Source organism: Haloleucobacter ellipsoideus (assembly GCF_052491725.1).
This window is the reverse complement of record NZ_JBQWAR010000017.1, coordinates 37,566-60,620: the sequence shown is the minus strand read 5'-3', so window position 1 is coordinate 60,620 and position 23,055 is coordinate 37,566. Positions and strand designations below refer to the sequence as shown.

Below are 23,055 nucleotides of genomic sequence, written 5' to 3'. Positions count from 1 at the left end.
GATCTACGCATATCAGCATTGATGCAAGAGCATGCTTCGCCTTATTTTGGAACAGCATCTGTACAAAAATGAACATGAAGGGTGGGAATGACAAACTTCGCCTGGGACGATTTGCAGTTTTTTCTAGCTGTTGCGCGCGCTGGCCAGCTCTCGCGCGCCGCGCGGCAGCTGCGTACCAGCCATGTCACCGTTTCACGACGCGTGGACAGATTGGAACAGTCATTGAAACTGAGGTTGTTCGAGCGGAACCCGCGCGGGTATGAACTCACCTCTCACGGGCGGCGCCTGCTGGCTTCGGCGGAGCGAATCGAGGCGGAAACCCGGCGTCTGGAAGAATCGATTTCAGGAGATGCGCAGATTCAGCGCGGCATTGTGCGGATCGCCATGCCGGAGGGATTTGCCAGTTTTTTCACCACTGGCCTTCTGGTGCGCTTTGCCACCCAGTTCCCCAATCTCCAACCCGAGCTGGTGGCCCTGCCGCAGATCACCTCCCTCTCCCGGCGCGAGACCGACATCTCGGTGACGCTCGACCCCATTCGCGCCAGTCCCTATCACCACGAGAAGCTCTCCGATTACACGCTGCGGGTCTATGGCGCGCGGGAATATCTGGCCCGCCACCCTCCCATTACAGACAGGGAGATGCTGCCGGGGCACCGTTTCATCGGCTATATTGAGGAGATGATCTTCTCATCCGGGCTGGACTATCTTGAGGAGGTGCATTCGGCCGTACGGGCACAGATCAAATGCTCCAGCCTGTTCAACCAGCTCAGCGCGGTGCGCGATGGCCTCGGCCTTGGCGTGCTGCCCAGCTATATGGCGCGGCGCTATGATGATCTTGTCGAAGTGCTCGGGGCAGATCTCCAGATCCACCGCTCCTACTGGCTGAACTGCCATCGCGACAATATCCAGTCCCCGCGCGAAAGGGCTGTCATGGCCTTTCTGCGTGATGGCATGGCCCGGCTTGGGCATCTGCTCGTCGCCGCCTGAGCGCGCCAGCATGGCATATGCCCCTGCCCGCGCCATGGAAAAAGGCGGATGCCGCAGCACCCGCCTTATCCGGCTCACAAGGGCGTGAACATCACTTCATGGTCGGCATGACGAATTCCGCACCGGCGCGGATGCCTGTCGGCCAGCGGCTGGTGATGGTCTTCAGGCGCGTATAGAAGCGCACGCCTTCCGGCCCGTGCATGTGGTGATCGCCAAACAGCGAGGCCTTCCAGCCACCGAAGGAGTGGAACGCCATCGGCACCGGGATCGGCACATTGATGCCCACCATGCCCACCTTGATGGCATGGGCGAACTCGCGCGCCGCATCACCATCGCGGGTGAAGATGGCGGTGCCATTGCCGAACTCGTGCTCATTGATCATCCGGGCGGCGGTTTCATAATTGTCGGCGCGCACCACGGCCAGAACCGGGCCGAAGATCTCTTCCTTGTAGATGCGCATGTCCGGCGTCACATGGTCAAACAGCGTGCCGCCAATGAAGAAGCCATCCTCATAACCCTGCAGTTTCAGGCCGCGCCCGTCCACCACCAGCTCTGCGCCCTCGGCGACACCGGCATCCACATAGCCCGACACCTTGTCGAGATGCGCGCGGGTCACCAGCGGGCCCATTTCCGCCTCGGGGTCCGTGCCGGGGCCGACCTTCAGTGCGCGCACGCGCGGCTCCAGCTTGGCCATCAGCGCATTGGCGGTTTCCTCGCCCACCGGCACCGCGACCGAAATCGCCATGCAGCGCTCGCCCGCCGAGCCATAGGCCGCCCCCATCAGCGCATCCACCGCCTGATCGAGATCGGCATCCGGCATGATGATCATGTGGTTCTTGGCCCCGCCCAGAGCCTGGCAGCGCTTGCCGGTGCGGGCGGCGGTCTCGTAGATATAGCGGGCGATGGGCGTGGAGCCGACAAAGCTGATGGCGGAGATATCCGGATCTTCCAGCAGTGCATCCACCGCCAGCTTGTCACCATGCACCACATTGAACACGCCATCCGGCAGACCGGCTTCCTTGAGCCATTCGGCCAGAAGAACAGCGGCGGAGGGATCGCGCTCGGACGGCTTCAGAATGAAGGTGTTGCCGCAGGCCAGCGCCACCGGGAACATCCACATGGGCACCATGGCCGGGAAGTTGAACGGCGTGATGCCGGCGACCACGCCCAGCGGCTGGCGCACGGCGTGGCTGTCCACCCGGGTGCCCACATCCTCGGTGATCTCGCCCTTCAGGAGCTGCGGCGCGCCGGTGGCGAACTCCACCACTTCCATGCCGCGCTGCACCTCGCCCTTGGCATCGGAGAACACCTTGCCATGTTCGGCGGAGATCAGCTCTGCCAGCGTATCGACCCGCTCTTCCAGAATGCGCAGGAAAGCATTGAGAATGCGCGCGCGACGCAGCGGCGTGGTGGCGGCCCAGCCGGGGGCTGCGGCATTGGCGGCGGCCACTGCCTCTTTCACATCCTGCGCCGAGGCCAGAACCACCCGGCCGCTTTCCTTGCCGGTGGCCGGGTTGAAGACAGGCGCCGTACGCTCCCCCGTGCCTGTGACACGCTGGCCATTGATGAAATGGGGAATGGTGGCGGGGCTCGTCTGCGTCATGGCGTATTTCCTTCACCCTGGGATCTGTATCACCCGGCCCTTGTGGGCCAGGCTATGCGCACAGCTTCGCCCTTCACTTCCTGCACAGCAACGCCTAAACTTCCATATTCGTTGTGCGGAAATCATAGTCATGAACCATGCGCTGGATTGGGATCATCTGCGTGTCTTCCTCGCCGTGGCGCGGCAGGGGCAGCTGCTGGCGGCAGCGCGACATCTGCGGCTCAACCATGCCACCATTGCCCGGCGGCTGGATGCGCTGGAAGCCGCCCTCGGCGCACCCCTGTTTGACCGTCGCCCGACAGGCACGGTGCTGACAGCGGCGGGCGAACGCCTCCTGCCGGTGGCGGAACGCATCGAGACCGATGTGCTCGGCATTGCCGAAAGCTTTCGTGATGAGGAGCAGGATGTTTCCGGCACGGTCCGCATCGGCGCGCCGGATGGTCTGGGCAACTATGTTCTGGCGGCGGAGCTGGGCGCGCTCGCGGCCCGTCATCCGGGGCTGACCATAGAGCTGGTGCCGCTCCCGCGCACTTTCTCGCTCTCCCGGCGCGAGGCAGATCTTGCCATTGTGCTCGACAGGCCCACACAGGGCCGGCTCGTCACCACCCGTCTCACCGATTACACGCTTGGCATCTATGCCGCCCCTTCCTATCTCGCCCGGCACGGCACGCCCACCTGCGAGGAGGATCTGGCAAACCATATCGTGGTGGGCGGGGTGGAGGATCTGTCCTATGCCTCGGCACTGGACTATGCCGCCGTTCTGCTGCGCCATGCCGGGCAAAGCTTCCGCTGCGCCAGCGTGATGGGACAGATGGAGGCGGTGCGGGCGGGCACGGGGATCGGCGTGCTGCATGATTTCGCCGTTCCGGCGCAGCAGGGCCATGGCGCCGGCCAGCCGGCCCTGGTGCGGATCATGCCTGATCTGCACTTCCGCCGCAGCTATCACCTGCTGGCCCATGCCGATACATATGCGGTGCGCCGCATCGCTGTCGTGCGCGAGTTCCTGTTGCGCCGCTTCCGCGAGGAGCGGCAGCGTTTCTGCCCGGAACCTATTTCCGCGTCATCTCTTCCAGAACCTCAAGCACCCGCTCCCGGTTCGGATGAACCGCCACACCGGGGCAGGCCAGATCACTGAAGAACAGACCATCCGCCGCCAGACGGACGATTTCCATTTCCACACTCCGCTCATGCGGAGGCAATTCGGCAAGGCGCTGGTTCAGCCATTCGGACCAGCGCGGGCGAGACCATTTCTCCCCCATCATCAGCATCACAAGGCTGTTCCAGCACTCCACCCCATCATCTTCCGCCTTGCACAGATTGGCGTGGAGATAGGCGCGGGTGAAGCGGCCACGGGGTTCCGGGTCCGCCTCGAGAAGCGCGTTGAACTGCCTCTCGAAGCGGCCCAGCAATTCATCATGCAAGGCTTCCAGCAAAGCCTGCTTGGTGGGAAAATGGTGCAGCAGCCCGCCCTTGCTGACGCCCGCCTCACGCGCGACAGCATCGAGGGTGAGGGCGTGCAGCCCCTTCTCGACGGACAGGCGGGCCGCAACGCAGATGAGCTGGCTGCGGACCACCAGGGGCCGCTTCTTGCGATGCAGCCCCTGGCCCTTGCCCTGTTTTGGTTCCTGCCGGATGCCCCCGTTATCCGTCACACCTTATCCCCCCTGCCCCTGGTCAGCCTGACCTCCAGCCTTTGAGCCGGAGAACAGGCGCGTCACCACCACATAAAAGACCGGCACGAAAATCACCGCCAGAATGGTTGCCGATATCATACCCCCCATCACCCCGGTGCCGATAGCATTCTGGCTGCCGGCGCTGGCGCCCACCGCGATGGCCAGCGGCAGAACCCCCAGAATGAAGGCCAGAGAGGTCATGATGATCGGGCGGAAGCGCAGGAACGCCGCCTCCAGCGCAGCCTCGCGTATGGACTTGCCTTCCTTGCGCAGGTCCTTGGCGAACTCCACGATCAAGATCGCATTCTTCGCCGACAGACCGATGATGGCAATGAGACCGACCTTGAAATAGATGTCGTTCGGCATATCCCGCAAGGTGACGGCCACCACCGAGCCGATGACGCCGAGCGGCACCACCAGCATCACCGAGAGGGGAATGCTCCAGCTCTCGTAAAGCGCCGCCAGCAGCAGGAAGACGAACAGCACGCTCAGGGCCAGCAGGAAGGGGGCCTGGGAGCCGGACTGGATCTCCTGCAGGGACTGGCCCGCCCACTCGAAGCCGAAGCCCGGAGGCAGCTGGCCGGCCAGCCGCTCCATCTCGGCGATCGCGTCACCGGAGGACTTCCCCGGCCCCGCATCACCGGCCAGACGGATGGCGGGGTAACCATTGAACCCGACGATCTGCGCCGGCCCCTTGGCCCATGCCACCTGCGCCACGGCAGAGAGGGGCACCATGCCGCCCTCATTGTTGCGCACATTCAGCTTCAGCAGGTCATCGGCCTGCATGCGCCGCTCGGCATCAGCCTGCACGGTCACCCGCTGCATGCGCCCGGCATTGGGGAAGTCATTCACATAGGCGGAACCAAGGCTCGCCGAAATGGCGGAGTTGATGTCCGCGAACGCCACCCCGAAGGCGTTGGCCTTCTCACGGTCGATCAGCAGATTGAGCTGCGCGGTATCGGACAGGCCCTCGATACGCGGGCCAGCCAGCGCCGCACTGCCGCGCGCCGCATTCAGCATCTGCCCTCCGGCCGCCGCCAGCGCCGCATGGCCACGGGCCGAACGGTCCTGAAGGCGGAAGGTGAAGCCCGCCGAGGTGCCCAGCCCCTCGATCGGCGGCGGGGACAGGGAGAAGCTCATCGCATCGCGGATGCCGAAAAGCTGCATGTTCGCGCGGTCGGCAATGGCCTGCGCGCTGTCCTCGGGCCCACGCTCTTTCCAGTCCTTCAGCACCACGAAGGCAATGGCGGCATTCTGCCCGTTGCCGGAGAAGCTGAAGCCCTGGATGGCGAAGATGTCCTTCACCGCCTTTTCCTTGGCGAAGACGGCTTCCACCTGCTTCACCGCCTCAAGCGTACGCGTGCCCGATGCCTCCGGCGGAGCCTGGATATCGACGATGAGATAGCCCTGATCCTCCGAGGGAACGAAGGCGGACGGCAGGCGCACGAAGGTCCAGCCCAGCGCCAGCAGGATGGCGGCATAGACCAGCATCATCCGCCCGCCACGATCAATGGCCCAGCCGACAACGCCGCGATAGCCCTTCGCCGTGCGATCGAACTTGCGGTTGAACCAGCCGAAGAAGCCCTTCTTCTCATGGTGCCCCTCCGGCACCGGCTTGAGGAAGCTGGCGCACATGGCCGGGGTGAGCGACAGCGCCAGAAAGCCGGAGAACAGGATGGACACCACCATGGTGAGGCTGAACTGGCGATAGATGATGCCGGTGGCGCCGGGGAAGAAGGCCATGGGCACGAACACCGCGGTGAGCACCAGCGTGATGCCCACAATGGCCCCGGTGATCTGCCCCATGGCCTTTTTCGTCGCCTCCTTGGGGGAGAGGCCCTCGGTGGCCATCAGGCGCTCGACATTTTCCACCACCACGATGGCATCATCGACCAGAATGCCGATCGCCAGCACCATGGCGAACATGGTGAGCACATTGATGGAAAAGCCCGCCGCCAGCATCACCGCACAGGTGCCCAGCAGGGCCACCGGCACCACGATGGTGGGAATGAGCGTGTAGCGCACATTCTGCAGGAACAGGAACATCACCACGAAGACGAGGCCGACTGCTTCCAGCAGCGTCATCAGCACCTTCTTGATCGAGACCTCGACAAAGGGCGTGGTGTCATAGGGAATGGACTGCTGGACACCCTCGGGGAAGAAGCGCTCCAGCTCCACCATCTTCTCGTTCACGGCCCTGGACACGGCAAGGGCGTTGCCGGTGGCGGAAAGCTGCACGCCCACGGAGGCGCTGGGCTTGCCATTGAGGCGGCTGGTGAAATTGTAATCCTCACCGCCGATCTCGACCCGCGCCACATCGCGCAGGCGCACGGTGGAGCCATCCGGGTTGGCGCGCAGCACAATGGCCCCGAACTCTTCCGGCGAGCCGAGCTGGCCCTTCACCATGATGGGCGCGGAGGTCTCCTGGCTGATGGGATTGGGCAGGGCGCCGATGCGGCCCGCCGCCACCTGCGCATTCTGCGCCTGAATGGCATTGGTGATGTCATCTGCGGTGAGTTGCAGCCCCACCATCTTGTCCGGGTCCACCCAGATGCGCATGGCGCGCTGGGTGGCGAAAAGCTGGGCCTTGCCCACACCCGGCAGGCGGCGCAGCTCGCTCAACACGTTCCTGGTGAGATAGTCACCCAGGGCGATGTCATCCAGCGCCCCATCCTGCGAGATGAGCGAGACGACCAGCAGGAAGGAGGAAGCGGCTTCCTCGACCAGAATGCCCTGCTGCACCACCGGGCGCGGCAGGCGCGATTCCACCCGCCGGATGCGGTTCTGCACATCCACAGAAGCCTGCGCCACGGATGTTCCGGGCGCAAAGGTGGCATTGATGGACACCGCGCCGGACGTATCCGAGGTGGACTCGAAATACATCAGCCCGGGAATGCCGTTCAGCTCTTCCTCGATGAGACGCGTGACGCCCTGATACAGCTCCTCCGGCGAGGCACCGGGATAGGAGGTGGAGATGGAGATCTGCGGCGGGGCGATGTTGGGATATTGCGCCACCGGCATGAAGGGGATGGAAAGTACACCCGCAATCATGATGAAGATGGCGACAACCCATGCGAAAATGGGACGGTCAATAAAAAATCCGGGCATGGCGCGCACTCACTTCCCGGCCGGGGTTTCAGCGGTGGAGGCGGCTTCCTTCACCGGCGTGCCGGCAGGAGCATGGCCTTCTTCACCACCTTGCCCCTCAGCCTTGGCCGCCTGCCATGGATGCGCGGTGACCTGCGCTCCGGGGGCAAGCATCTGGAAACCCTCGACGACCACGCGGGCGCCCGGCTCCAGTCCTTCCTCGATCACCCAGAGATTATCCATGATGCGACCGGTACGGACCTGACGCAGCTCTGCCTTGTTGTCCTTGCCGACAACGAAGACCTGCGCGGCGCCGCCAGCATCGCGCTGCACGGCGCGCTCCGGCACGGCAATGGCATCACGCTGCTCGCCCTGCACGATCTGCACGCGCACATACATGCCCGGCAGAAGGTCCCCGTTCGGATTGGGGAACTCACCACGCAGGATGATCTGGCCGGTGGAGGCATCCACCGCCGCCTCGGAGAAGAGGAAGCGGCCGGGATGGGCATACTGGTCGCCATTGTCGAACTTCAGGATGACGCGGGCAGCATCGGCGTCCGCGCTGTCACGCCCCTCGGAGGCGACGCGCTGCTCGGCACTGCGCTTGAGCGCCAGCAGCTCATTGGCAGACTGGGTGAAATCGGCATAGGCCGGATCAATCTGCTGGATGGTGGCAAGGCTGCGTGCATCGGTTGCGCTCACCAGCGCTCCCTCGGTCACGAGGGCGCGACCGATACGCCCTGAAATGGGCGCGCGCACGGAGGTATAGTCGAGATCCAGCTCGGCGGCATCCAGCCCGGCCTTTGCGGCGGCCACATCGGCCTCGGCCTGCGCGAGTTCAGCCACGGCAATGTCGTGGCTCTGGTCACTGGCGATCTTGCGCTCAAGCAGATGGGTCTGGCGATCCGCCTTCTGCTTGGCCAGAACCCGCGCGGCCTCGGCGCGGGCAAGGGCGGCCTTCGCACTCTCCACCTTCACCCGGAAGGGGGCAGGATCGATGCGATAGAGCACGTCACCCTCTTTCACCAGACTGCCCTGCTCGAACACGCGCTCCACCAGAATGCCGGAGACGCGCGGACGCACCTCGGCAATGCGGGTGGGCGCGATGCGGCCCGGCAGCTCATTGAGAATGGGCAGGGTCTTGGGCTCTACGGTGATGACACCGACCTGGGCCGGAGGCATACCACCCTGCCCCTGCTGGTCTGCCCCATCCCCACAAGCCGTGAGGGTGAGCATGGCAAGCGCGGGCAGCGCAAAGCGGGTGAGGGGCGAATGAAACACTTTAAGGAGCTGATGCACGGCAATCACATCCGGGGCAGAACAGATTGCCCTTTCGATAACACCGGACAAACAAACCGTCCAGATGGTTTTTATTGCGATGCGACATTTTCCGCAGCATGGACGCCCTTATATCCCTTGCGCCCCTGCCCTCGCGCACCCCGGCGCGCGCCCTGTACGGTTGACCTTCCCCCTGTTTTCAATGAGATGAAACCTGCCCGGCCATTGCCGGAAGCTGCCGGCAGGCGGCAGAAGCGAGCGCCGGAGGGGGACAGGATGAGCGTGTTCAACCATCGCGACGGACGGCATATCGAGATTGACGGTGCGCAGATCTATGTCGAGGAAAAGGGGCGCGCGGATGGCAAGCCACTGGTTTTCCTCCATGGCGGCCTTGGCAGCATCATGGATTTCGCGCCCATTCTGCCCGCTCTGGCGCATGATTTCCGCCTCATCGGCATCGACAGCCGCGGGCAAGGCCGCTCCAGCGCTGGCACAGCACCCCTCACCTATGAGCGCATGAGCCGGGATGTCGACGCGATTCTGCGCCATCTTTCCCTCGGCCCCGCCACTCTCATCGGCCACAGCGACGGGGGAATCATTGCCCTGCGGCTGGCGGCCACCGGCTCAGCGCCGCTTTCCGGCATCGTGCCCATTGGCGCGCACTGGCATCTGGCAGCGGATGACCCCTGCCGGGAGATTCTGTCCTCGGTCACGCCCGAGAGCTGGAAAAACATGTTTCCGGCCAGCTATCAGAGCTATCTGGCCGGCAATCCGCAGCCGGATTTCGAGAAGATCACCCGGGATGTGGTGGCGCTGTGGCTGAATGACGGGCCGGAGGGCTACCCCGGAGAGAGCGTGCGCAACATCACCTGCCCCCTGCTCATCGTGCGCGGGGATGAGGACCCCTTCGTCTCGCGCATCAATGCGGCGGAACTGGCGGACAGGGTGCCCGGCGCGCACCTGCTGAACCTGCCCTTCTGCGGCCATTCCGTGCAGGATGACCAGCCCGCCCAGCTCATCTGGGCGGTGCGCACCTTTGTTGAAACCACGGCCCGCACCCCGCCAGCCAGCCGCGGATGACACAGGGCGCATGAGCGCCCGCCCTGAGCATCCCGCCCTTCGGGGCCGCATCCGCATCATGCACCCCATGCCCGCACGGAAGGCGGGCATGGGACGTGGGAAGAGGGAGCGGAAGAGGGAGCGGTAGCCCTCAATGCCCCTGCTCATAGGCGATAAGATCCACCGCCCATTCCCATTCTCCGGCCGGCAACTGGCATTCGGGCAGTTCCACGGCGTCATCCGGCACCTCGCACTTGCCTTCCGGCGGCTCGGCGGAAATGGAATAGATGACCGTGCGCTTGCCCTTGGTGAACCCCATGCGGGTGCTGCCCGGCCCATCGGCGGAAAGGTCCAGCAGCGGCTTCCAGCCCTTGAAATGGGCGGAAAGAGCCGTGCTCACATCGCCAAACTGGTGTGTGGCCCCCGTGCCTTCGCCAGAAATGACACAGGCCAGCCCGTCCTGCTCCAGCGCGAAAAGCTCGTCATCCGGGTCCAGCTCCGCCATGGAGAGCTTCAGGCCGGAGATTTTCTCCACAAACTGTTTCAGCGCGGCGCATTCCGCCGGGGGCACCGGCTTGATGTGATCCGCCCTTGCCGCAACCGGCCATGCGGCCAGCAGCATGAACCCCGCCACGGCGCACAGGCGAACCTGCGCAGACCGGCTGAAATGCAACGCGACCCGACATCCATCGAACGGCGACATGGCCCCTCCCGCCTCTGATCAGGCTTTGGCTGACATGATGCTACATGATCCGTTTCACCTCTCCCAGCGGCATTTGCAGAGGATGCAGCCGCAGAAGTGCCGTTTCGCCCTTGCGCATGACCCCATGCACAATATCGTGCGCGGCAGTTGAAAAGCGGCATGTCATTTCGGGAGTCTGGCCTTGGGCAGCGCGGTACAGGATAGCGTCGATGTGGTCGTGCTGGGCGCGGGCGCGGCCGGCATGATGTGCGCAATCGAGGCCGCAAAACGCGGACGCTCGGTGCTGGTGCTGGACCATGCCCGCGCCCCGGGCGAGAAGATCCGCATTTCCGGCGGGGGGCGCTGCAATTTCACCAATCTGCATGCGGGCCCGAAGAACTATATGTCCCGCAACCCGCATTTCTGCATCTCCGCCCTCAGCCGCTACACCCAGCAAGACTTCATCAAGCTGGTGAGGGCCCATGGCATCGCCTTTCATGAAAAAACGCTGGGCCAGCTGTTCTGCGATGGCCCCTCCACGCAGATCGTGACCATGCTGCTGGACGAGATGAAGGCCCATGGCGCGCGGCTCCGGCTTTCAACGCCTGTCACCGCCGTGGAGAAAAGCGCTGATGGCTTTGAGCTGCGCCATGCGGGTGGGGTCACGACATGCCGGTCGCTTGTCATCGCCACGGGCGGCAAGTCCATTCCGAAGATGGGCGCGAGCGGCTTTGGCTATGACATCGCCACCCGGTTCGGCCTGCGCCTTGTGGAAACCCGCCCCGGCCTTGTGCCGCTCACCCTTGAGCCCAACCTGCTGGAGCGGCTGAGGCCCCTTGCCGGCGTGGCGGTGGATGCAACGATTGCCTGCGGCAAGACCCGGTTTGCGGAAGCAATGCTGTTCACCCATCGCGGGCTGAGCGGCCCCGTCATTCTGCAAATCTCATCCTACTGGCGCGAGGGGCAGGAACTGCTCATCGACATGCTGCCGGGCACGGACCTTCTGGCCGCCCTGCGCACCCAGCGCCGCGATAATGGAAGGCAGGCCCTGCAAACGGCGCTTGCCGCCCATCTGCCGCGCAAGCTGGCACAGCTCATCGCAGCCGATTTCCCAACGCCCCACAATCTGGCGGATTTCCCAGACAAGGCCCTGCAACGCATCGTGGCCGCGGTGAGCCAATGGCGCCTGAAGCCCGCCAGCTCGGAAGGCTACCGCACGGCCGAGGTGACTCTGGGCGGTGTGGATACGCGTGATCTGGATTCCCGCACGATGGAGGCCCGGAACGTGCCGGGCCTCTATTTCATCGGCGAGGTGGTGGATGTCACCGGCTGGCTGGGCGGCTACAATTTCCAGTGGGCCTGGTCATCCGGCTGGTGCGCCGGCCAGGCGGCCTGAGAGGGCTCAGGCCGGTTTCAGCCCCACCGCCTCCGCAATGAGGCGGATGGAGTGCAGCCGCTCCTCATGGTGGTAGACATCGGAAACGATGATCAGCTCATCGGCCCCGGTTTCCTGCACCAGCGCCTCCAGCCCGGCGCGCACCGTTTCCGGCGAGCCGATCACCGAACGGGCCAGCATGCGCATGGCCTGCGCCTTTTCCATCGGGGTCCAGTAGGTCTCGATATCGTCGATCGGCGGCTGGCTGAGACCGCGATTGCCCCGGAACATGTTGGTGAAGGACATCTGCTGCGTGGTGGCGAGACGATGCGCCTGCGCATCGGTTTCCGCCGCAATCACATTCACGCCCACCATCGTATAGGGCCGGGCCTGCTGGTGGGAGGGCTTGAAGCGGTGGCGATAGATCTCCAGCGCCTGCAACAGCATGTCCGGCGCGAAGTGCGAGGCGAAGGCATAGGGCAGCCCCAGTTCGGCCGCGAGCATCGCCCCGAAATTGCTTGAGCCGAGAATCCACAGCGGCACATTGGTGCCCGCCGCCGGCACCGCCTGAATGCGCTGTTCCCGCCCCGCCGGCGCCAGATAGGCCTGAAGCTCCAGCACATCCTGCGGGAAGCTGTCTGAAGCCTCGGGCGAGCGGCGCAAGGCGCGCAGGGTCATCTGGTCTGTGCCCGGCGCACGGCCAAGCCCCAGATCGATCCGCCCCGGAAACAGGCGCTCAAGCGTGCCGAACTGCTCGGCAATGATATAGGGCGCATGGTTGGGCAGCATGATGCCACCGGCCCCCACGCGAATGGTGCTGGTGCCGCCGGCAATGTGCGCCAGAACGATGGATGTCGCCGCGCTGGCGATGCCCGGCATGTTGTGGTGCTCCGCCACCCAGATGCGGTGATAGCCGAGCTTTTCCGCATGGCCGGCCAGATCACGGGCATTGTTGATGGCCTGGCCCGGCCCCACATCTTCCGTAACCCGCGCCAGTTCGAGAATGGACAAGGGAATCATCATGTTCTCCCGGACATCGCACGGGAAAATGCGCGCCGCGCATATCCGGCATTCCAGTGTGTTGCTGTTCAGGAGATATGGCGCGCGGACCGGATATCAAGGGAACCACATGCGGGCACGGCGTCCGGCACCCTGCCCGCAGCGCGCCTTTATCATGCGGCGGGCGGGCGGCAACAGGGCGGGAAACAACGGAAACACGCCTTTCCTCACGCCCCGCAGCTGTGTGCAAAAACAAAAAAGGCCGGGCACGGCCCGACCTTTCCAAACGCTGTCATGTCAGATGCCAGTACATCCGTGGTCAAACGACACAAGCGCTATTTGATCACTGAGCCTGAAGGTTCTCAGCGGCGGTCTTGCCGTTACGCTGGTTGGTGACGGCTTCGAAGCCGACCTTCTGGCCTTCGTGGAGAGACTGCATGCCAGCGCGCTCGACAGCCGAAATGTGAACGAACACATCCGGGGAGCCATCTTCAGGCTGGATGAAGCCAAAACCCTTGGTGGTGTTGAAAAACTTAACAGTACCGATAGTCATGACGATTCCTTTCAAACCGACATACTTTGCTGTCGCCTGACCACGTGCCAGACGCTCAACATTTCGAATTTGAGAGGGGAAAATCGTTCGTGCACTAATCGTGCGGTACAAAGTTCGTCAGCAAGTTCGATGTCTCCCTTATGGAAGGAGATTGTGTTCGTAGAAAGGCAGGAATATTTTTATTATTTCCAGTTTAGCGGGATCAAATCTTAACCTTTGAACTCCGGGAAGCCTGCACGGGCGCCTTTTCTCCCATTTTTCCTCCGCCGATGAAAATGAAACGGGCACCATATGGTGCCCGGATTGAGATCATGGGAATTGCCCGCGTGATGAAGAGGCGGCGATCCGCACAAGCCGCGCCACGCGCCCTATTGCACGAACAGCCCCAGCAGACTGCTCAATGACAGCAGAACAATGATGAAATACTGAAACTTCCGGCCCTTTATCAACATGGCAATGGCAATCAGCGCCAGCCCGATAGAGTCATAAAGGGCACTCAGCTTGGCATCCTCCCAGTTTCCCTGCTGCACATCATCGAGAATGTCACCAACCATATCAACGGATGCAAGGAAGAAGATGACAGAGAGCAGGAAGATCCGTCTTTGGATCAGATATTTCTCATAACTGCCATCCTCCCCCACATCATCGGGCGTGAGGGTGACACAGATGAAGAAGAGACCGAACACATATAAAAGATCAAGAATATAGGCCGAGACATTGAGAGTGCGCGTATGGGAATTCATCAGATATTCCCACCAGAACTCGATCAGCCACAGGAATATGACGATAATCCAGCCCGCATGTATCGCCGAGAATTTGTATTTCTTGGGGCTCTGCACAAATCTGGCAGCAAAGATCAGCAGCCGGGACAGGCACAGGCTGATGCCCATGCCATTGATAATGCGCATATGCGTGAAGGACTCAGCAGCGCTGATGGTGGAACTGGCCTCGGCAAGCAAGATTCACCTCTAAATTTGCGTTCGACCTTCCATGACCCATATGCGCATGACCTTCGGGAACGGCCCGGCCTGCGAAGATGAGCGCTCTTTTTGCTATATCACTCCACTGGCAAATTGCATCTGCCGGCCGGTCGCAAAACCCCATTTTGGCAGAACCAACCCATATCAACGCACAGAAATCGCCTGAATGAGCGCGCAGTCAGACCGAGCCTTGGCGGGTGCGGCCGCATGGCAGGGCCGGCGCTGTGAAGAGTGAGACATAAAGGAAGCACGACCCGTCTTCTTCGCGGATCAGCAATCTTATTTCATATTGATGAGCTTGATTTTTGAGTTCACCGGCAAGACCCGGCGAAACCATACATTTCCAATTCTGGAAATGGTGGGCGATACTGGGATTGAACCAGTGACCCCTCCCGTGTGAAGGGAGTGCCGATCATCAAAATCTATAAAAATCAGCCCCTTATTGGGCGGTCCGGACATTAATGTTCTGAATATGTCCACATCAATCTGTCCGGTTTCTGTCCGGTGGGCAGTTATCTTCTGCCGATTCTGTCCGCCACATTTTTCTGGAAATCTGGATGATGATGCCCATACACCCGCCACAATATCTCTGGGCTCATGCCGAGAAACCCCGCTGTCTCCCATTGGTCAATGCCCGCCTGCATCATCCATGTAGCACATGTGTGCCGAAGAATGTGGGGGGTCACATCCGGCCCTAACCCAGCCTTTATCCGGGCCCAAGACCATGACCTCCGCTGCTTTTCTACAGGCAGTCCTGCATAATGCACGATGTGGGTAACTCTGCGTTTTGCCCCGTCCGGCGTAGGAACTCCTTGCGCGTCTATATCCCGCCACCTGCGCAAATGTCCCAGCAGCCGAACCGGTATCCGTATCGGGGGCTTCCTTTTGGTTGAAGCTCTTTCCCCTGCCGTCTTGCGGTGCATAACGCCAGCTTCCAGATCAACCCATCCCGATATCGTATTAGGCATCCATTGTAGTGCCCTGATAACCCCGGAGCGGCTGCCCGTATAAAGGCCAATGAGGATAAAGCGTATTAGGCTGTCACGAGCTCGAGAATCAGGGTTTTTTCTTGCTGCGGCGATCAGCGCAGCCGCCTCGTTTCTGGTCAGCCATCGCTCGCGTGGCGGGGACGCCTCGGGCAATGTCACGACCGGTACACTATTTAGCATGTGCTCTGCGTGGTAGGCATTGATGGCTGCGCGCAACACCGTCAGTTCGCGCCGTGCGGTCTCTGCCGAGATTTTCCTCAGCTTGGCCTTCTCTGTTCGGGCCTGCGGAACAGGCTGGCTCGTGCGATGCTCTACATAAGCCGCGCATGTAGATCGTTTTACGTCCGTGAGGGGCTTTGTGCCCCACCACTCTAGCAGGCGGTCTGCGGCATGGGCCGTGGTGCTTTTAGACCGATGGCTGGGGGCAATATGCTCCAGATAATAGGCCAGCACGTCAGCGACGATCAGGCGATCTGGACGACTGTCGCTGACTGGCTCGTATTTTTCAGCGATGTATTGCGCGAGGGCTTCCTCAGCGCGCTGGACCTCACCTTCACCGCAGCCAGTGCGGCGTTTGCGCGCTCCGTCGCGGATAAGCCAGACTCGCTCTTTTGGGTCGAGATAGAGCCTTGGCCCTTTGGATCGACGCGGCATTTCTCTCTCATCTCCCTGATGGCGCGGGGTGTAACGAAGTCCCGCCGGCCGATCCTCTCAATAACCAGATTGCCCCTCGCTGCCTCTGCCCGCAACGTGGATGGCGCGATGACCCCTCGAAATATCGTCTCGCATGCCTCTGCCAGTGTGATCGGGGTGTCGTCGTCAATGGACGGGGGGATATGATGATTCATTCTCCACCTCCCGCCTTCTGGGGCTGAAGGGCCTCCAACATTCTCAGGATGATCCGGCGCTCGCCCCTCGCTTCAGCTATTGACGTAGCCCAGCCAAGGGCAAGCCCTATGACGACATAGGCGCTCAGCGCCACCCAGCCGTCACCAGTGCGGCCGGACACGGCGGCCAAGGCAACGCCGATGGCAATCACGAGCGCCGGGCCAATCGTTGCGAGGGTGAAGCGCCCAAAATCCAGTGCCTTTTCTGCCCAATGATTCATGTTCTGTTCCCTCCCATCTGCCTTGGGGCGGATGGCGGCGACGCGAAGTCGGGCGCGATGCAGGCCCATGCGTATTCAGGCTCACTCATCCTCGCCTCCCTCGATATCGCTCAGGATGCGGCGTTCGCAGTCGGCTTGGGCAGCGGCCTTTAATTCTTCAATGGTTCCGGCCGCAATAAACGACGTTTCATATGAGATATGGTTCAGGATTGGGCTGCCCAGAGTGTTCAGCGAGATCTCATATCTGCCGACCGCGCACGTAGCGATGACAGCAGCGTATGGGGGGTCGTTTACCCACACCAGCGCCTTCACCTTCGGCTTGATGGTCGCAACAGATTGATTTTGTTCCGTTATGGGATTTCCCATAGCGGGCGCATGGCTGGCAGCAAGGGCGGCGCGTGCTTCGCTCTCAATCTTGCTGGCCTGTATCCCCGTCATAGGAACGCCGCTCACGATCATAAGCAGGTTCCCAACGTGCTTCCGCAACCGCGCGATTTCCTCGCTTTCTTGAGCGCGTGCATGGGCGAGGCCCCATTCGAAACCAATCCCCGTATGGTCTTTGGGGTGGTGCAGCGCCTCGTGCGGGTGATCCGCCCACAGATCTTCAAATGCCTTCCGGTCGGCTTCGGTCATGTCAGTCATTTCGCATCCTCTCGCATCTGTTTCAGCAGCGCAGAGCGCGCGTATTGGCTCACTGATGTTCCCGACTTTTCGGCCGCTATCACAACAAACGGCATCGTTTCAGGCGAGACCTTGAACTTGATGGAGAGGCGCGCATCACGTCTTTGCCGGTGGTTTTTTGGCTTCCGCTCATCCATTTCGGCGCTCCTGCTGTATGCGCATCTGAACAGCGCGTTTGATGTACTGGCTCACTGTTTCGCCGGTGCGCCGGGCCTCTGCGTAGAGGGCCTCAAGCAGGCCGCGGGGAACACGGTGTGTGAGCTTTGGGCGCGGGTTGGCTTGGGCTGTTGTGTTCATCTCAGTTCCACGCTCCCATCCATCTTGTGTTTCCATTTGCTGGCCTTGCTCCCCGGCATGGGCGGGCCTTTCCGGCGCTTGATGCCGATGTTCCGGTCCCGAATGCGCTTGGCCTTTGCAATGGTCGGTACGTCTTTTTTGAATGTCTTTTCGCCATGACATGCACGGCAAAGCACTTGGCAATTATCCAGCGTCGGCTCGCCCCCCAAGTGCATCGGGGATGATATGGTCGTAATGGAAGTCGCCGGTCAGCAGCTTGCGTGAGCAGCATTCGCAGAGGCCGTCTGCGCGAATAGCGGCATCGCGCATGACCTTTTTGGAGAACTCGCGCCGGCTCATGCCAGCCTCCAAGACTGTGATGTGTCTGGCAGCAGGCCGTCTCTCTGCTCCACAATCCGCCGCTTCAGGACAAGCTCATCAAAATCCAGTTCCGTCATTCGGCGACCGGATGGAATAATTGTGAGGCGGCGTCCTGTTGTGGCGCGTTCATCGGAAATGAATTCAGCCATCAATACCCCCCCTGTAGCCATTTGAGAGATCTTGCTGCGGACTTTGACAGACGGTCCGGGTCCTGCCTGATTGGTAGGCGCTTAGTCATGCCGCCTCTCCCATGCGCTGGAGGTCTGCCGTGGAAACGCTCAGGATGTCGGCGATCCATTCCATGATGGCTTGCTTCGCCTGCTGAAACCGCGCCCTGTCCATGTGTTTTTTCGACATGCTTTCCGGCGTCCATATCTGCACGATAGGTCCGCGCACCATCCCAATGGCGTAGCCGTGAAGCTTGGTTTCTGCGGCTTGCAGGGCATCCCGCACCCTGATCGCGGGGGCCTTCGCCCCAATGTCCAGTATTGTGGTGTGGTGGAACCCGCACTTGATGAGCGCGTGCTTTCTCAGCGTTTCAGGCGTTTCCGCCCAGCGCTCATCGCCATAGCATTCCGGCAGGCTATGCCACGCGGGCTCAAGCCACGCGAACAGGTGGTTATGGCTGGCCACGGACCGTCCATATTCCGGGGCCATCGGGTATTTATCCCCGACGACATAATGCTTATCGGCCTCACGCGCCCAATATGGAGACACCGGGCGCAGGGCCTCGCCATCCCATTGCATGGGGATCGGGGGGATGCGGTCAGTCATGGGATGCCTCCCATTCCGCCATTTCACGCTCTTCACGCCGCGCTTCTATTTTGCGCTGTTCCGCGAAAAATCGGTGCTGGGCCTCCAGATCGGCATCAGGCCAAAACTGCTCAGCATCGCGCAGTGGGACGGGCACCTCTGTAGGATTAGAATGGAACTCACGTCCGCCGCGCGCGCGGGTGCAGATCCACAGCGCCTCATCCCGTGTATATCGGCCTGCGTGCGTTAGGTGCGTGTTATAGCCCCGCCGATCAGGCCCCCACCACGCGCTGTGTTCGTTTGACCAGACGACATAGATCTCACCCATTGTGCGCCTCCCATTCAGAGAGGGCGGCTTCCGCCCGCTTCCCAACTTCAATGCGGAAATCAACGTGGCTTAGCGCGAAACGCAGCGCCTCCACCAGCTTCCCGACCATCTCCTGCTGGCGCTCGTGCGCCTCGCGAAGTTCCGCAATCTGAGAATTACGAACGCTTATCTCGTCTTGCCACTTCGAATGATCTTCCTTGTTCTCAGCCGCAAGGCGCATGAATTCGGAGGCGTCTTTCAGGCTTGCAACCGTGCGGGGAAGTTCGGCTCTGAGGTCAAGAGCCTCTAATGTTGTGAGGGCCGATTGAAGATCATGCACAGTCGCACTGCAATAATTGAGCAGTTGCGCGTTACGCTCCCGCAGCTTCAGAAGCTCGGCGGCTAGGTCGGGCAGATGGGCGATAAGTTGGGCATTGGCGAGTTCCGTCGCGCGAGGGTAGCGTTGCGGCACCAACCCCTCTTGCCCAACCGGTGCAGGATCATGGCCGGGCTGGCAGACGGCAAAACCTTCCAATTCCGGCCCAAACACGACGCCGCGATATCCGCATGAGCAACCCTCGTCATTCTCCTTGGATCGGAGGTGATGGCACAGGCTCCAAGGCCCCGGCGTTGCCGCATCAAGGAGCTTGCGCAGTTCTTCGTTCGTGATCTTGCTCATGCCCAAGCCCCTTCCTCAAATAGTTCTGCCCACATGTCCCGCAGGCTCAGCGCTTCAGACCGGCCACGCTTGTTGCGCCGGCTGCGATCCGGCCACGGGCGAGCGCGGCTGCGCATGGATTTGATTTCGCGACGGATGATGATGGCGACGTCGCGCCAATAGGTGGCGGGAGTGGGCATCAGACGGCCTCCTGCTCTGTCTGCTGGCGAACGGCCTTGCGACGTGCGGCCCATGAGGCACGAACATCTGCGAAGTCACCTTCGGCCAGACCGCTCATGGCCCGCTTCGTGGCGTCGTCCTGATACCAGGCGTTCAGTTCGGCCTCGCTCTCGCACAAGCCGATGGCATGCAAGAGGGCTGCCGTTGCGCCCTTGTCTCCGGGCTTCGGCTCGTTGCGCTGCTGCGGGGGCTTCCGGGCGGGCGCATCATTCGCCCTTCCCCGGGCGACGGGAGGTGCAGCTTCCTGCGCATCCGTATCTTCCTCAGAGGCAATGCCAAGCAGGGATGAGACGGCATAGCGCCGGGCGTAGGTAAGAGCGCCCCCCATCTTCTGGTGATCCCCGGCCCGCACATCACATACCGGGTAAACGCTTTCGACCCACTGCCCCGATGCGTGCGCCAGCCTTGTACGAAGCAGGATCGCGCCACCATCCATATCGGTGGCCTGAACCAGAGCCAATTTGTGCTTTGACAGGACGGGGAGCGCCATCGCCAGCACGTCAGCAATATCGCTGTACTTGTATGAATAGGCCCCAGCCTTTGCCGTCTTGTCTTTGGCAACGGCCTTGAACTCCCCCTGCGCGGCGGCAAGAGCGGCGGCGATTTCGTTGATCTGTTCGGAATGTTGCATCACACGCTCCTTTCCTCGCGCACGGACACGCCAGACGGGGGCTTGCCATGCTCTTTGTGGTATGCCCGCGCTGCCTTGATGATCTCGGCGCGGATGCCATCGGTCAGCGGCAAATCGATCAACGCACCAACCGGGTCCGTCACCTCAAACACCAGAGTGGTGCGCAGGCTCATGGCGCGGGCGTTACCGGCCTTCATGCGGACATGGGCATCACGTTCAGCGCGGGCAGCTTCACGGGCTGCAAGCTGGGCAGCTCGGCCAGCAGCTTCTGCTTCCAGCATGACCTCTCCCATATCGACCACCTCACCGACAGCGGCATTCTCGGCGGCCTCGGCTTCGCGCTCGGCGGCTTCACGGGCAATCCGGGCCGCTTCCTCGGCGGCTTTGCGGGCGGCCTCAGCTTCCTTACGGCGGCGGTCTTCCTCCGCACGGGCATATGCCGTTGCTCGAGATTTCAGTTCGATAGACAACTTTTCCAAGGGGCTGATCGCCTCCTTGTATTCAGCATTGATGCCCTTCACCTCATCATTGAGGGGCTTCACAAGCCTCTTCCGCTCATCTTCCAGATCGGCGATATGCTTGCGGATTCTATCCAGATGTGCGGCCGACTTGGATGCCGTGGGCTGGTCCAGAAAGATCGGGTTATCTGCCAGCCAGTCGGAAATGCTGGCGATGATCGGCTTCACAATCTCGATGGGTGCAGGCGGGTTATTGTGGCCCATTGTGGCCAGTGCGGTTCTCATGCCTTCCTCCTTGTGAGGGGCGCCGCAATGTCTGAACGACGGCGACGGTTGCGGATGAGAGCGGAGGCGTTGTGCAGGATCAGGCCGAAGACGACCGAAAAGCCCGCCACAACCGCCAGACCGCCAAGGACAGTGGCGAGGGTGCGGAGAGCGTCAGCCATTTGCCGCCTCCCGCATCATCTCGCGCTTGTTGTCGGCGGCTTCGTCCCGCTCGTACTGGCGCAGGTCACGCGCCCAAACCAGAATGGCCGTGTCCAATTTCGGGTTGTCGAGGATCGACGCTTCGGCATCGCTGGGGAGGTCAAACGGCTTGCCGGTTTTTGACCGCCTCGCCATCACCCCCAGAAACTCGATCTCCGGCGCGTCATCGCCGATCACATCTGTGACACGGACGTGGATGCTCAAATCCAGATCAACGGACCGACCGTCGACCTCCACGAGCGCGCCCCACGGCATGGAGAAATCCATCACGCGGCCCTCCGCGCTTCTTCGCGGGCGGCTTCCAGCACTTTGATTTGTGCATCAACCGTGCGGTCAAAGGCCCGCTCCACATCGCGGATGTACTCCAGCGCCAGCTCCATATCCTCGACAAGGCTGGTCGCGCCGAGGCCGTGCTCTTTCGCATCGCCCAGAAGCCGGTCAACCAGGCACCGCGCCTCGATGGCCCAGGGCTTCCCGTATCGGCCGTATTCGCGAAGAAGGACGATCTGTCCGGTCAGAAGGAAATAGTCGCTCATGCCACCACTCCCACGAGGGAGGCGAGCACGTCAGCCCAGAGATAGAGCGATGTGATGAGAACGGTGAATGCGATGCCCGCAGGCAGTTCGCGGATGGCGTCAATCATTTGAGTATCCTCCGTCGCCGTCGCCGTCGCCGTTGCCGTAGCCGTTGCCGTCGCCGTCGCCGTAGCCGTAGCCGTTGCCGTAGCCGTTGCCGTAGCCGTTGCCGTAGCCGTAGCCGTTGCCGTAGCCGTAGCCGTCGCCGTAGCCGTAGCCGTTGCCGTTGCCGTAGCCGTAGCCGTTGCCGTTGCCGTTGCCGTCGCCGTTGCCGTTGCCGTTGCCGTAGCCGTAGCCGTCGCCGTAGCCGTCGCCGTCGCCGTAGCCGTAGCCGTAGCCGTCGCCGTCGCCGTCGCCGTAGCCGTAGCCGTTGCCGTCCAACGCCAAGGATCTCCTGACGAGATCGGCCATATTTCTGGATCTGGCTTCGACCATTGCCGCCTTCAATGTGAAGGCGGCAGGCCACTTTTCGGATGCAGAGGCCATGACGCCGTCGTAACAAGCGCCACCCCTGATGAGATCATCAGCAGTGATGATCCTCTTGAGCGGGTCCGCGCTCATGCAGATACCCACTTGTTCCAAGCTTCCGGTGTGATCTCGAAAATAGAAGTGATGTCGTGCAAAACCGGAATGTCTGCCTTTGCGCTGATCCTGCTCTTGGAGGTGGGGCCGGTTTCAGCGAGCTCCATCACACCGCGTGTGGTTCCCCAATAAATCGCCATGCGGGCGTCTTTCAGAGACAGGGTGCGCTGGGACATGTCGGTATCCTCGGGCACGAGGCCGGCGAAAACGCCGCGGTGCTGGGTGCAGACGAGGATGGGCTTCAGAGGGGTAGTCATTGGTGGTCTCCCGTGGTGATGGGGAGACACTACCGATTTATCGGTTATCGTGTCAACCGAATTGTCGGTTCATACCGAAAAAACATTCAGGCACTACCGAAACCGTGTATAGTGGCTGCGTCGGGTTCACGCCCGGCAACAAAAAGGGGCCAGCTTGCGCCAGCCCCTTCCTGTCATGTGAGGAGATAGATGGTCCCCGCGACCGCAGTTATGCATGCCGCGAGGTTTATCTTCACAGTGACAACGAGTCGGAAAGACTTCCGCATTGGATGTCCTCCGGCCCGCCACGTGGCGAGACCGTAAGGTTTCGCTCTAACGCGACTGTTTGAGCGGATATCCCGCCGCTCACAGAAGTGCCGGGCCGCTTTGAATTGTGCGCACAATCCTGAGCGGGCCC

31 protein-coding genes are annotated in these 23,055 nt (G+C 61.9%); 5 read left to right on the top strand and 26 right to left on the bottom strand.

Annotation, left to right across the window (positions count from 1 at the left end):
- Positions 1–87 precede the first annotated feature (87 nt).
- A complete protein-coding gene (locus tag ACT6QG_RS05600) occupies positions 88–987 on the top strand; it encodes a LysR family transcriptional regulator (protein WP_444976591.1) in 900 nt (299 codons plus the stop codon).
- A gap of 91 nt (positions 988–1,078) precedes the next feature.
- On the opposite strand, the gene ACT6QG_RS05595 is transcribed toward ACT6QG_RS05600, so the two are convergent.
- Positions 1,079–2,590 (bottom strand): CoA-acylating methylmalonate-semialdehyde dehydrogenase, encoded by a 1,512-nt coding sequence (locus ACT6QG_RS05595; RefSeq protein WP_444976590.1) that lies wholly within the window; start codon positions 2,588–2,590, stop codon positions 1,079–1,081.
- Between the two features lie 142 nt (positions 2,591–2,732).
- On the opposite strand from ACT6QG_RS05595, the gene ACT6QG_RS05590 reads away from it, so the two are divergent.
- Entirely contained in the window at positions 2,733–3,725 is a 993-nt protein-coding gene (locus ACT6QG_RS05590; protein ID WP_444976886.1) for a LysR family transcriptional regulator, read from the top strand.
- Here ACT6QG_RS05590 and ACT6QG_RS05585 read toward each other — a convergent pair.
- The 3 genes from ACT6QG_RS05585 to ACT6QG_RS05575 are packed head-to-tail and all read right to left on the bottom strand — an operon-like array spanning position 3,640 to position 8,586.
- Positions 3,640–4,242: a TetR/AcrR family transcriptional regulator gene (locus ACT6QG_RS05585; protein ID WP_444976589.1), complete on the bottom strand. Its 603-nt coding sequence runs from the start codon at positions 4,240–4,242 to the stop codon at positions 3,640–3,642. The two genes, ACT6QG_RS05590 and ACT6QG_RS05585, sit on opposite strands and share 86 nt — an antisense overlap.
- A gap of 3 nt (positions 4,243–4,245) precedes the next feature.
- Positions 4,246–7,371: a multidrug efflux RND transporter permease subunit gene (locus ACT6QG_RS05580; RefSeq protein ID WP_444976588.1), complete on the bottom strand. Its 3,126-nt coding sequence runs from the start codon at positions 7,369–7,371 to the stop codon at positions 4,246–4,248.
- A gap of 9 nt (positions 7,372–7,380) precedes the next feature.
- Complete coding sequence (locus ACT6QG_RS05575) at positions 7,381–8,586, bottom strand: efflux RND transporter periplasmic adaptor subunit (RefSeq protein ID WP_444976885.1); 1,206 nt, start codon at positions 8,584–8,586, stop codon at positions 7,381–7,383.
- A 318-nt stretch (positions 8,587–8,904) separates the two neighbouring features.
- Between ACT6QG_RS05575 and ACT6QG_RS05570 the strand changes: the two genes are divergently transcribed.
- On the top strand, positions 8,905–9,708 hold the full coding sequence (locus tag ACT6QG_RS05570) for an alpha/beta fold hydrolase (protein ID WP_444976587.1): 804 nt from the start codon (positions 8,905–8,907) through the stop codon (positions 9,706–9,708).
- 130 nt (positions 9,709–9,838) lie between these two features.
- Here the strand turns inward: ACT6QG_RS05570 and ACT6QG_RS05565 are convergent, their stop codons facing one another.
- Positions 9,839–10,390 carry a hypothetical protein gene (locus ACT6QG_RS05565; RefSeq protein WP_444976586.1) on the bottom strand — a complete coding sequence of 184 codons (552 nt, stop codon included), beginning with the start codon at positions 10,388–10,390 and terminating at the stop codon, positions 9,839–9,841.
- 181 nt (positions 10,391–10,571) lie between these two features.
- Here ACT6QG_RS05565 and ACT6QG_RS05560 point away from each other — a divergent pair, with 181 nt between their 5' ends.
- Positions 10,572–11,765 carry a BaiN/RdsA family NAD(P)/FAD-dependent oxidoreductase gene (locus tag ACT6QG_RS05560; protein WP_444976585.1) on the top strand — a complete coding sequence of 398 codons (1,194 nt, stop codon included), beginning with the start codon at positions 10,572–10,574 and terminating at the stop codon, positions 11,763–11,765.
- Between the two features lie 6 nt (positions 11,766–11,771).
- Here ACT6QG_RS05560 and ACT6QG_RS05555 read toward each other — a convergent pair whose 3' ends face one another.
- From ACT6QG_RS05555 to ACT6QG_RS05540, 4 genes are all read right to left on the bottom strand, one after another.
- Entirely contained in the window at positions 11,772–12,764 is a 993-nt protein-coding gene (locus ACT6QG_RS05555) for an LLM class flavin-dependent oxidoreductase (protein WP_444976884.1), read from the bottom strand.
- Positions 12,765–13,086: 322 nt separating this feature from the next.
- Positions 13,087–13,296: a cold-shock protein gene (locus ACT6QG_RS05550; RefSeq protein WP_444976584.1), complete on the bottom strand. Its 210-nt coding sequence runs from the start codon at positions 13,294–13,296 to the stop codon at positions 13,087–13,089.
- A 368-nt stretch (positions 13,297–13,664) separates the two neighbouring features.
- Positions 13,665–14,255: a hypothetical protein gene (locus tag ACT6QG_RS05545; protein WP_444976583.1), complete on the bottom strand. Its 591-nt coding sequence runs from the start codon at positions 14,253–14,255 to the stop codon at positions 13,665–13,667.
- Between the two features lie 533 nt (positions 14,256–14,788).
- Positions 14,789–15,445: a site-specific integrase gene (locus ACT6QG_RS05540; RefSeq protein WP_444976883.1), complete on the bottom strand. Its 657-nt coding sequence runs from the start codon at positions 15,443–15,445 to the stop codon at positions 14,789–14,791.
- 210 nt (positions 15,446–15,655) lie between these two features.
- On the opposite strand from ACT6QG_RS05540, the gene ACT6QG_RS05535 reads away from it, so the two are divergent.
- Complete coding sequence (locus ACT6QG_RS05535) at positions 15,656–16,105, top strand: hypothetical protein (RefSeq protein ID WP_444976906.1); 450 nt, start codon at positions 15,656–15,658, stop codon at positions 16,103–16,105.
- A gap of 4 nt (positions 16,106–16,109) precedes the next feature.
- On the opposite strand, the gene ACT6QG_RS05530 is transcribed toward ACT6QG_RS05535, so the two are convergent.
- The 17 genes from ACT6QG_RS05530 to ACT6QG_RS05450 all read right to left on the bottom strand — a co-directional run bounded on the left by ACT6QG_RS05530 (position 16,110) and on the right by ACT6QG_RS05450 (position 22,658).
- Positions 16,110–16,373 (bottom strand): hypothetical protein, encoded by a 264-nt coding sequence (locus tag ACT6QG_RS05530; protein ID WP_444976582.1) that lies wholly within the window; start codon positions 16,371–16,373, stop codon positions 16,110–16,112.
- 81 nt (positions 16,374–16,454) lie between these two features.
- Entirely contained in the window at positions 16,455–17,015 is a 561-nt protein-coding gene (locus ACT6QG_RS05525; RefSeq protein ID WP_444976581.1) for a hypothetical protein, read from the bottom strand.
- On the bottom strand, positions 17,012–17,191 hold the full coding sequence (locus ACT6QG_RS05520) for a hypothetical protein (RefSeq protein ID WP_444976580.1): 180 nt from the start codon (positions 17,189–17,191) through the stop codon (positions 17,012–17,014). Before ACT6QG_RS05520 ends, ACT6QG_RS05525 begins: the two co-directional genes overlap by 4 nt.
- A gap of 156 nt (positions 17,192–17,347) precedes the next feature.
- Positions 17,348–17,566 (bottom strand): HNH endonuclease, encoded by a 219-nt coding sequence (locus tag ACT6QG_RS05515; protein WP_444976579.1) that lies wholly within the window; start codon positions 17,564–17,566, stop codon positions 17,348–17,350.
- Complete coding sequence (locus tag ACT6QG_RS05510; protein WP_444976578.1) at positions 17,535–17,690, bottom strand: HNH endonuclease; 156 nt, start codon at positions 17,688–17,690, stop codon at positions 17,535–17,537. Before ACT6QG_RS05510 ends, ACT6QG_RS05515 begins: the two co-directional genes overlap by 32 nt.
- On the bottom strand, positions 17,687–17,860 hold the full coding sequence (locus tag ACT6QG_RS05505) for a hypothetical protein (protein WP_444976577.1): 174 nt from the start codon (positions 17,858–17,860) through the stop codon (positions 17,687–17,689). Before ACT6QG_RS05505 ends, ACT6QG_RS05510 begins: the two co-directional genes overlap by 4 nt.
- 85 nt (positions 17,861–17,945) lie before the next feature.
- Positions 17,946–18,485, bottom strand: a complete 540-nt coding sequence (locus ACT6QG_RS05500; RefSeq protein WP_444976576.1) for a hypothetical protein — start codon at positions 18,483–18,485, stop codon at positions 17,946–17,948.
- Entirely contained in the window at positions 18,478–18,792 is a 315-nt protein-coding gene (locus tag ACT6QG_RS05495; RefSeq protein WP_444976575.1) for a hypothetical protein, read from the bottom strand. The genes ACT6QG_RS05500 and ACT6QG_RS05495 overlap by 8 nt, the downstream gene beginning before the upstream one ends.
- Entirely contained in the window at positions 18,785–19,450 is a 666-nt protein-coding gene (locus tag ACT6QG_RS05490) for a hypothetical protein (RefSeq protein ID WP_444976574.1), read from the bottom strand. The genes ACT6QG_RS05495 and ACT6QG_RS05490 overlap by 8 nt, the downstream gene beginning before the upstream one ends.
- A complete protein-coding gene (locus tag ACT6QG_RS05485) occupies positions 19,447–19,629 on the bottom strand; it encodes a hypothetical protein (protein WP_444976573.1) in 183 nt (60 codons plus the stop codon). Before ACT6QG_RS05485 ends, ACT6QG_RS05490 begins: the two co-directional genes overlap by 4 nt.
- Positions 19,629–20,300, bottom strand: a complete 672-nt coding sequence (locus ACT6QG_RS05480; protein ID WP_444976572.1) for an ERF family protein — start codon at positions 20,298–20,300, stop codon at positions 19,629–19,631. Before ACT6QG_RS05480 ends, ACT6QG_RS05485 begins: the two co-directional genes overlap by 1 nt.
- Entirely contained in the window at positions 20,300–21,043 is a 744-nt protein-coding gene (locus ACT6QG_RS05475; RefSeq protein WP_444976571.1) for a hypothetical protein, read from the bottom strand. The genes ACT6QG_RS05480 and ACT6QG_RS05475 overlap by 1 nt, the downstream gene beginning before the upstream one ends.
- Positions 21,040–21,204 carry a hypothetical protein gene (locus tag ACT6QG_RS05470; RefSeq protein WP_444976570.1) on the bottom strand — a complete coding sequence of 55 codons (165 nt, stop codon included), beginning with the start codon at positions 21,202–21,204 and terminating at the stop codon, positions 21,040–21,042. The genes ACT6QG_RS05475 and ACT6QG_RS05470 overlap by 4 nt, the downstream gene beginning before the upstream one ends.
- Positions 21,197–21,514: a hypothetical protein gene (locus tag ACT6QG_RS05465; protein WP_444976569.1), complete on the bottom strand. Its 318-nt coding sequence runs from the start codon at positions 21,512–21,514 to the stop codon at positions 21,197–21,199. The genes ACT6QG_RS05470 and ACT6QG_RS05465 overlap by 8 nt, the downstream gene beginning before the upstream one ends.
- Positions 21,511–21,780 carry a hypothetical protein gene (locus ACT6QG_RS05460; RefSeq protein ID WP_444976568.1) on the bottom strand — a complete coding sequence of 90 codons (270 nt, stop codon included), beginning with the start codon at positions 21,778–21,780 and terminating at the stop codon, positions 21,511–21,513. Before ACT6QG_RS05460 ends, ACT6QG_RS05465 begins: the two co-directional genes overlap by 4 nt.
- Before the next feature lie 99 nt (positions 21,781–21,879).
- The gene (locus ACT6QG_RS05455) at positions 21,880–22,380 is read right to left on the bottom strand and encodes a hypothetical protein (protein WP_444976567.1); all 501 of its coding nucleotides are present in this window, start codon (positions 22,378–22,380) and stop codon (positions 21,880–21,882) included.
- Positions 22,377–22,658: a DUF6948 domain-containing protein gene (locus ACT6QG_RS05450; RefSeq protein ID WP_444976566.1), complete on the bottom strand. Its 282-nt coding sequence runs from the start codon at positions 22,656–22,658 to the stop codon at positions 22,377–22,379. Before ACT6QG_RS05450 ends, ACT6QG_RS05455 begins: the two co-directional genes overlap by 4 nt.
- Positions 22,659–23,055: the final 397 nt, after the last annotated feature.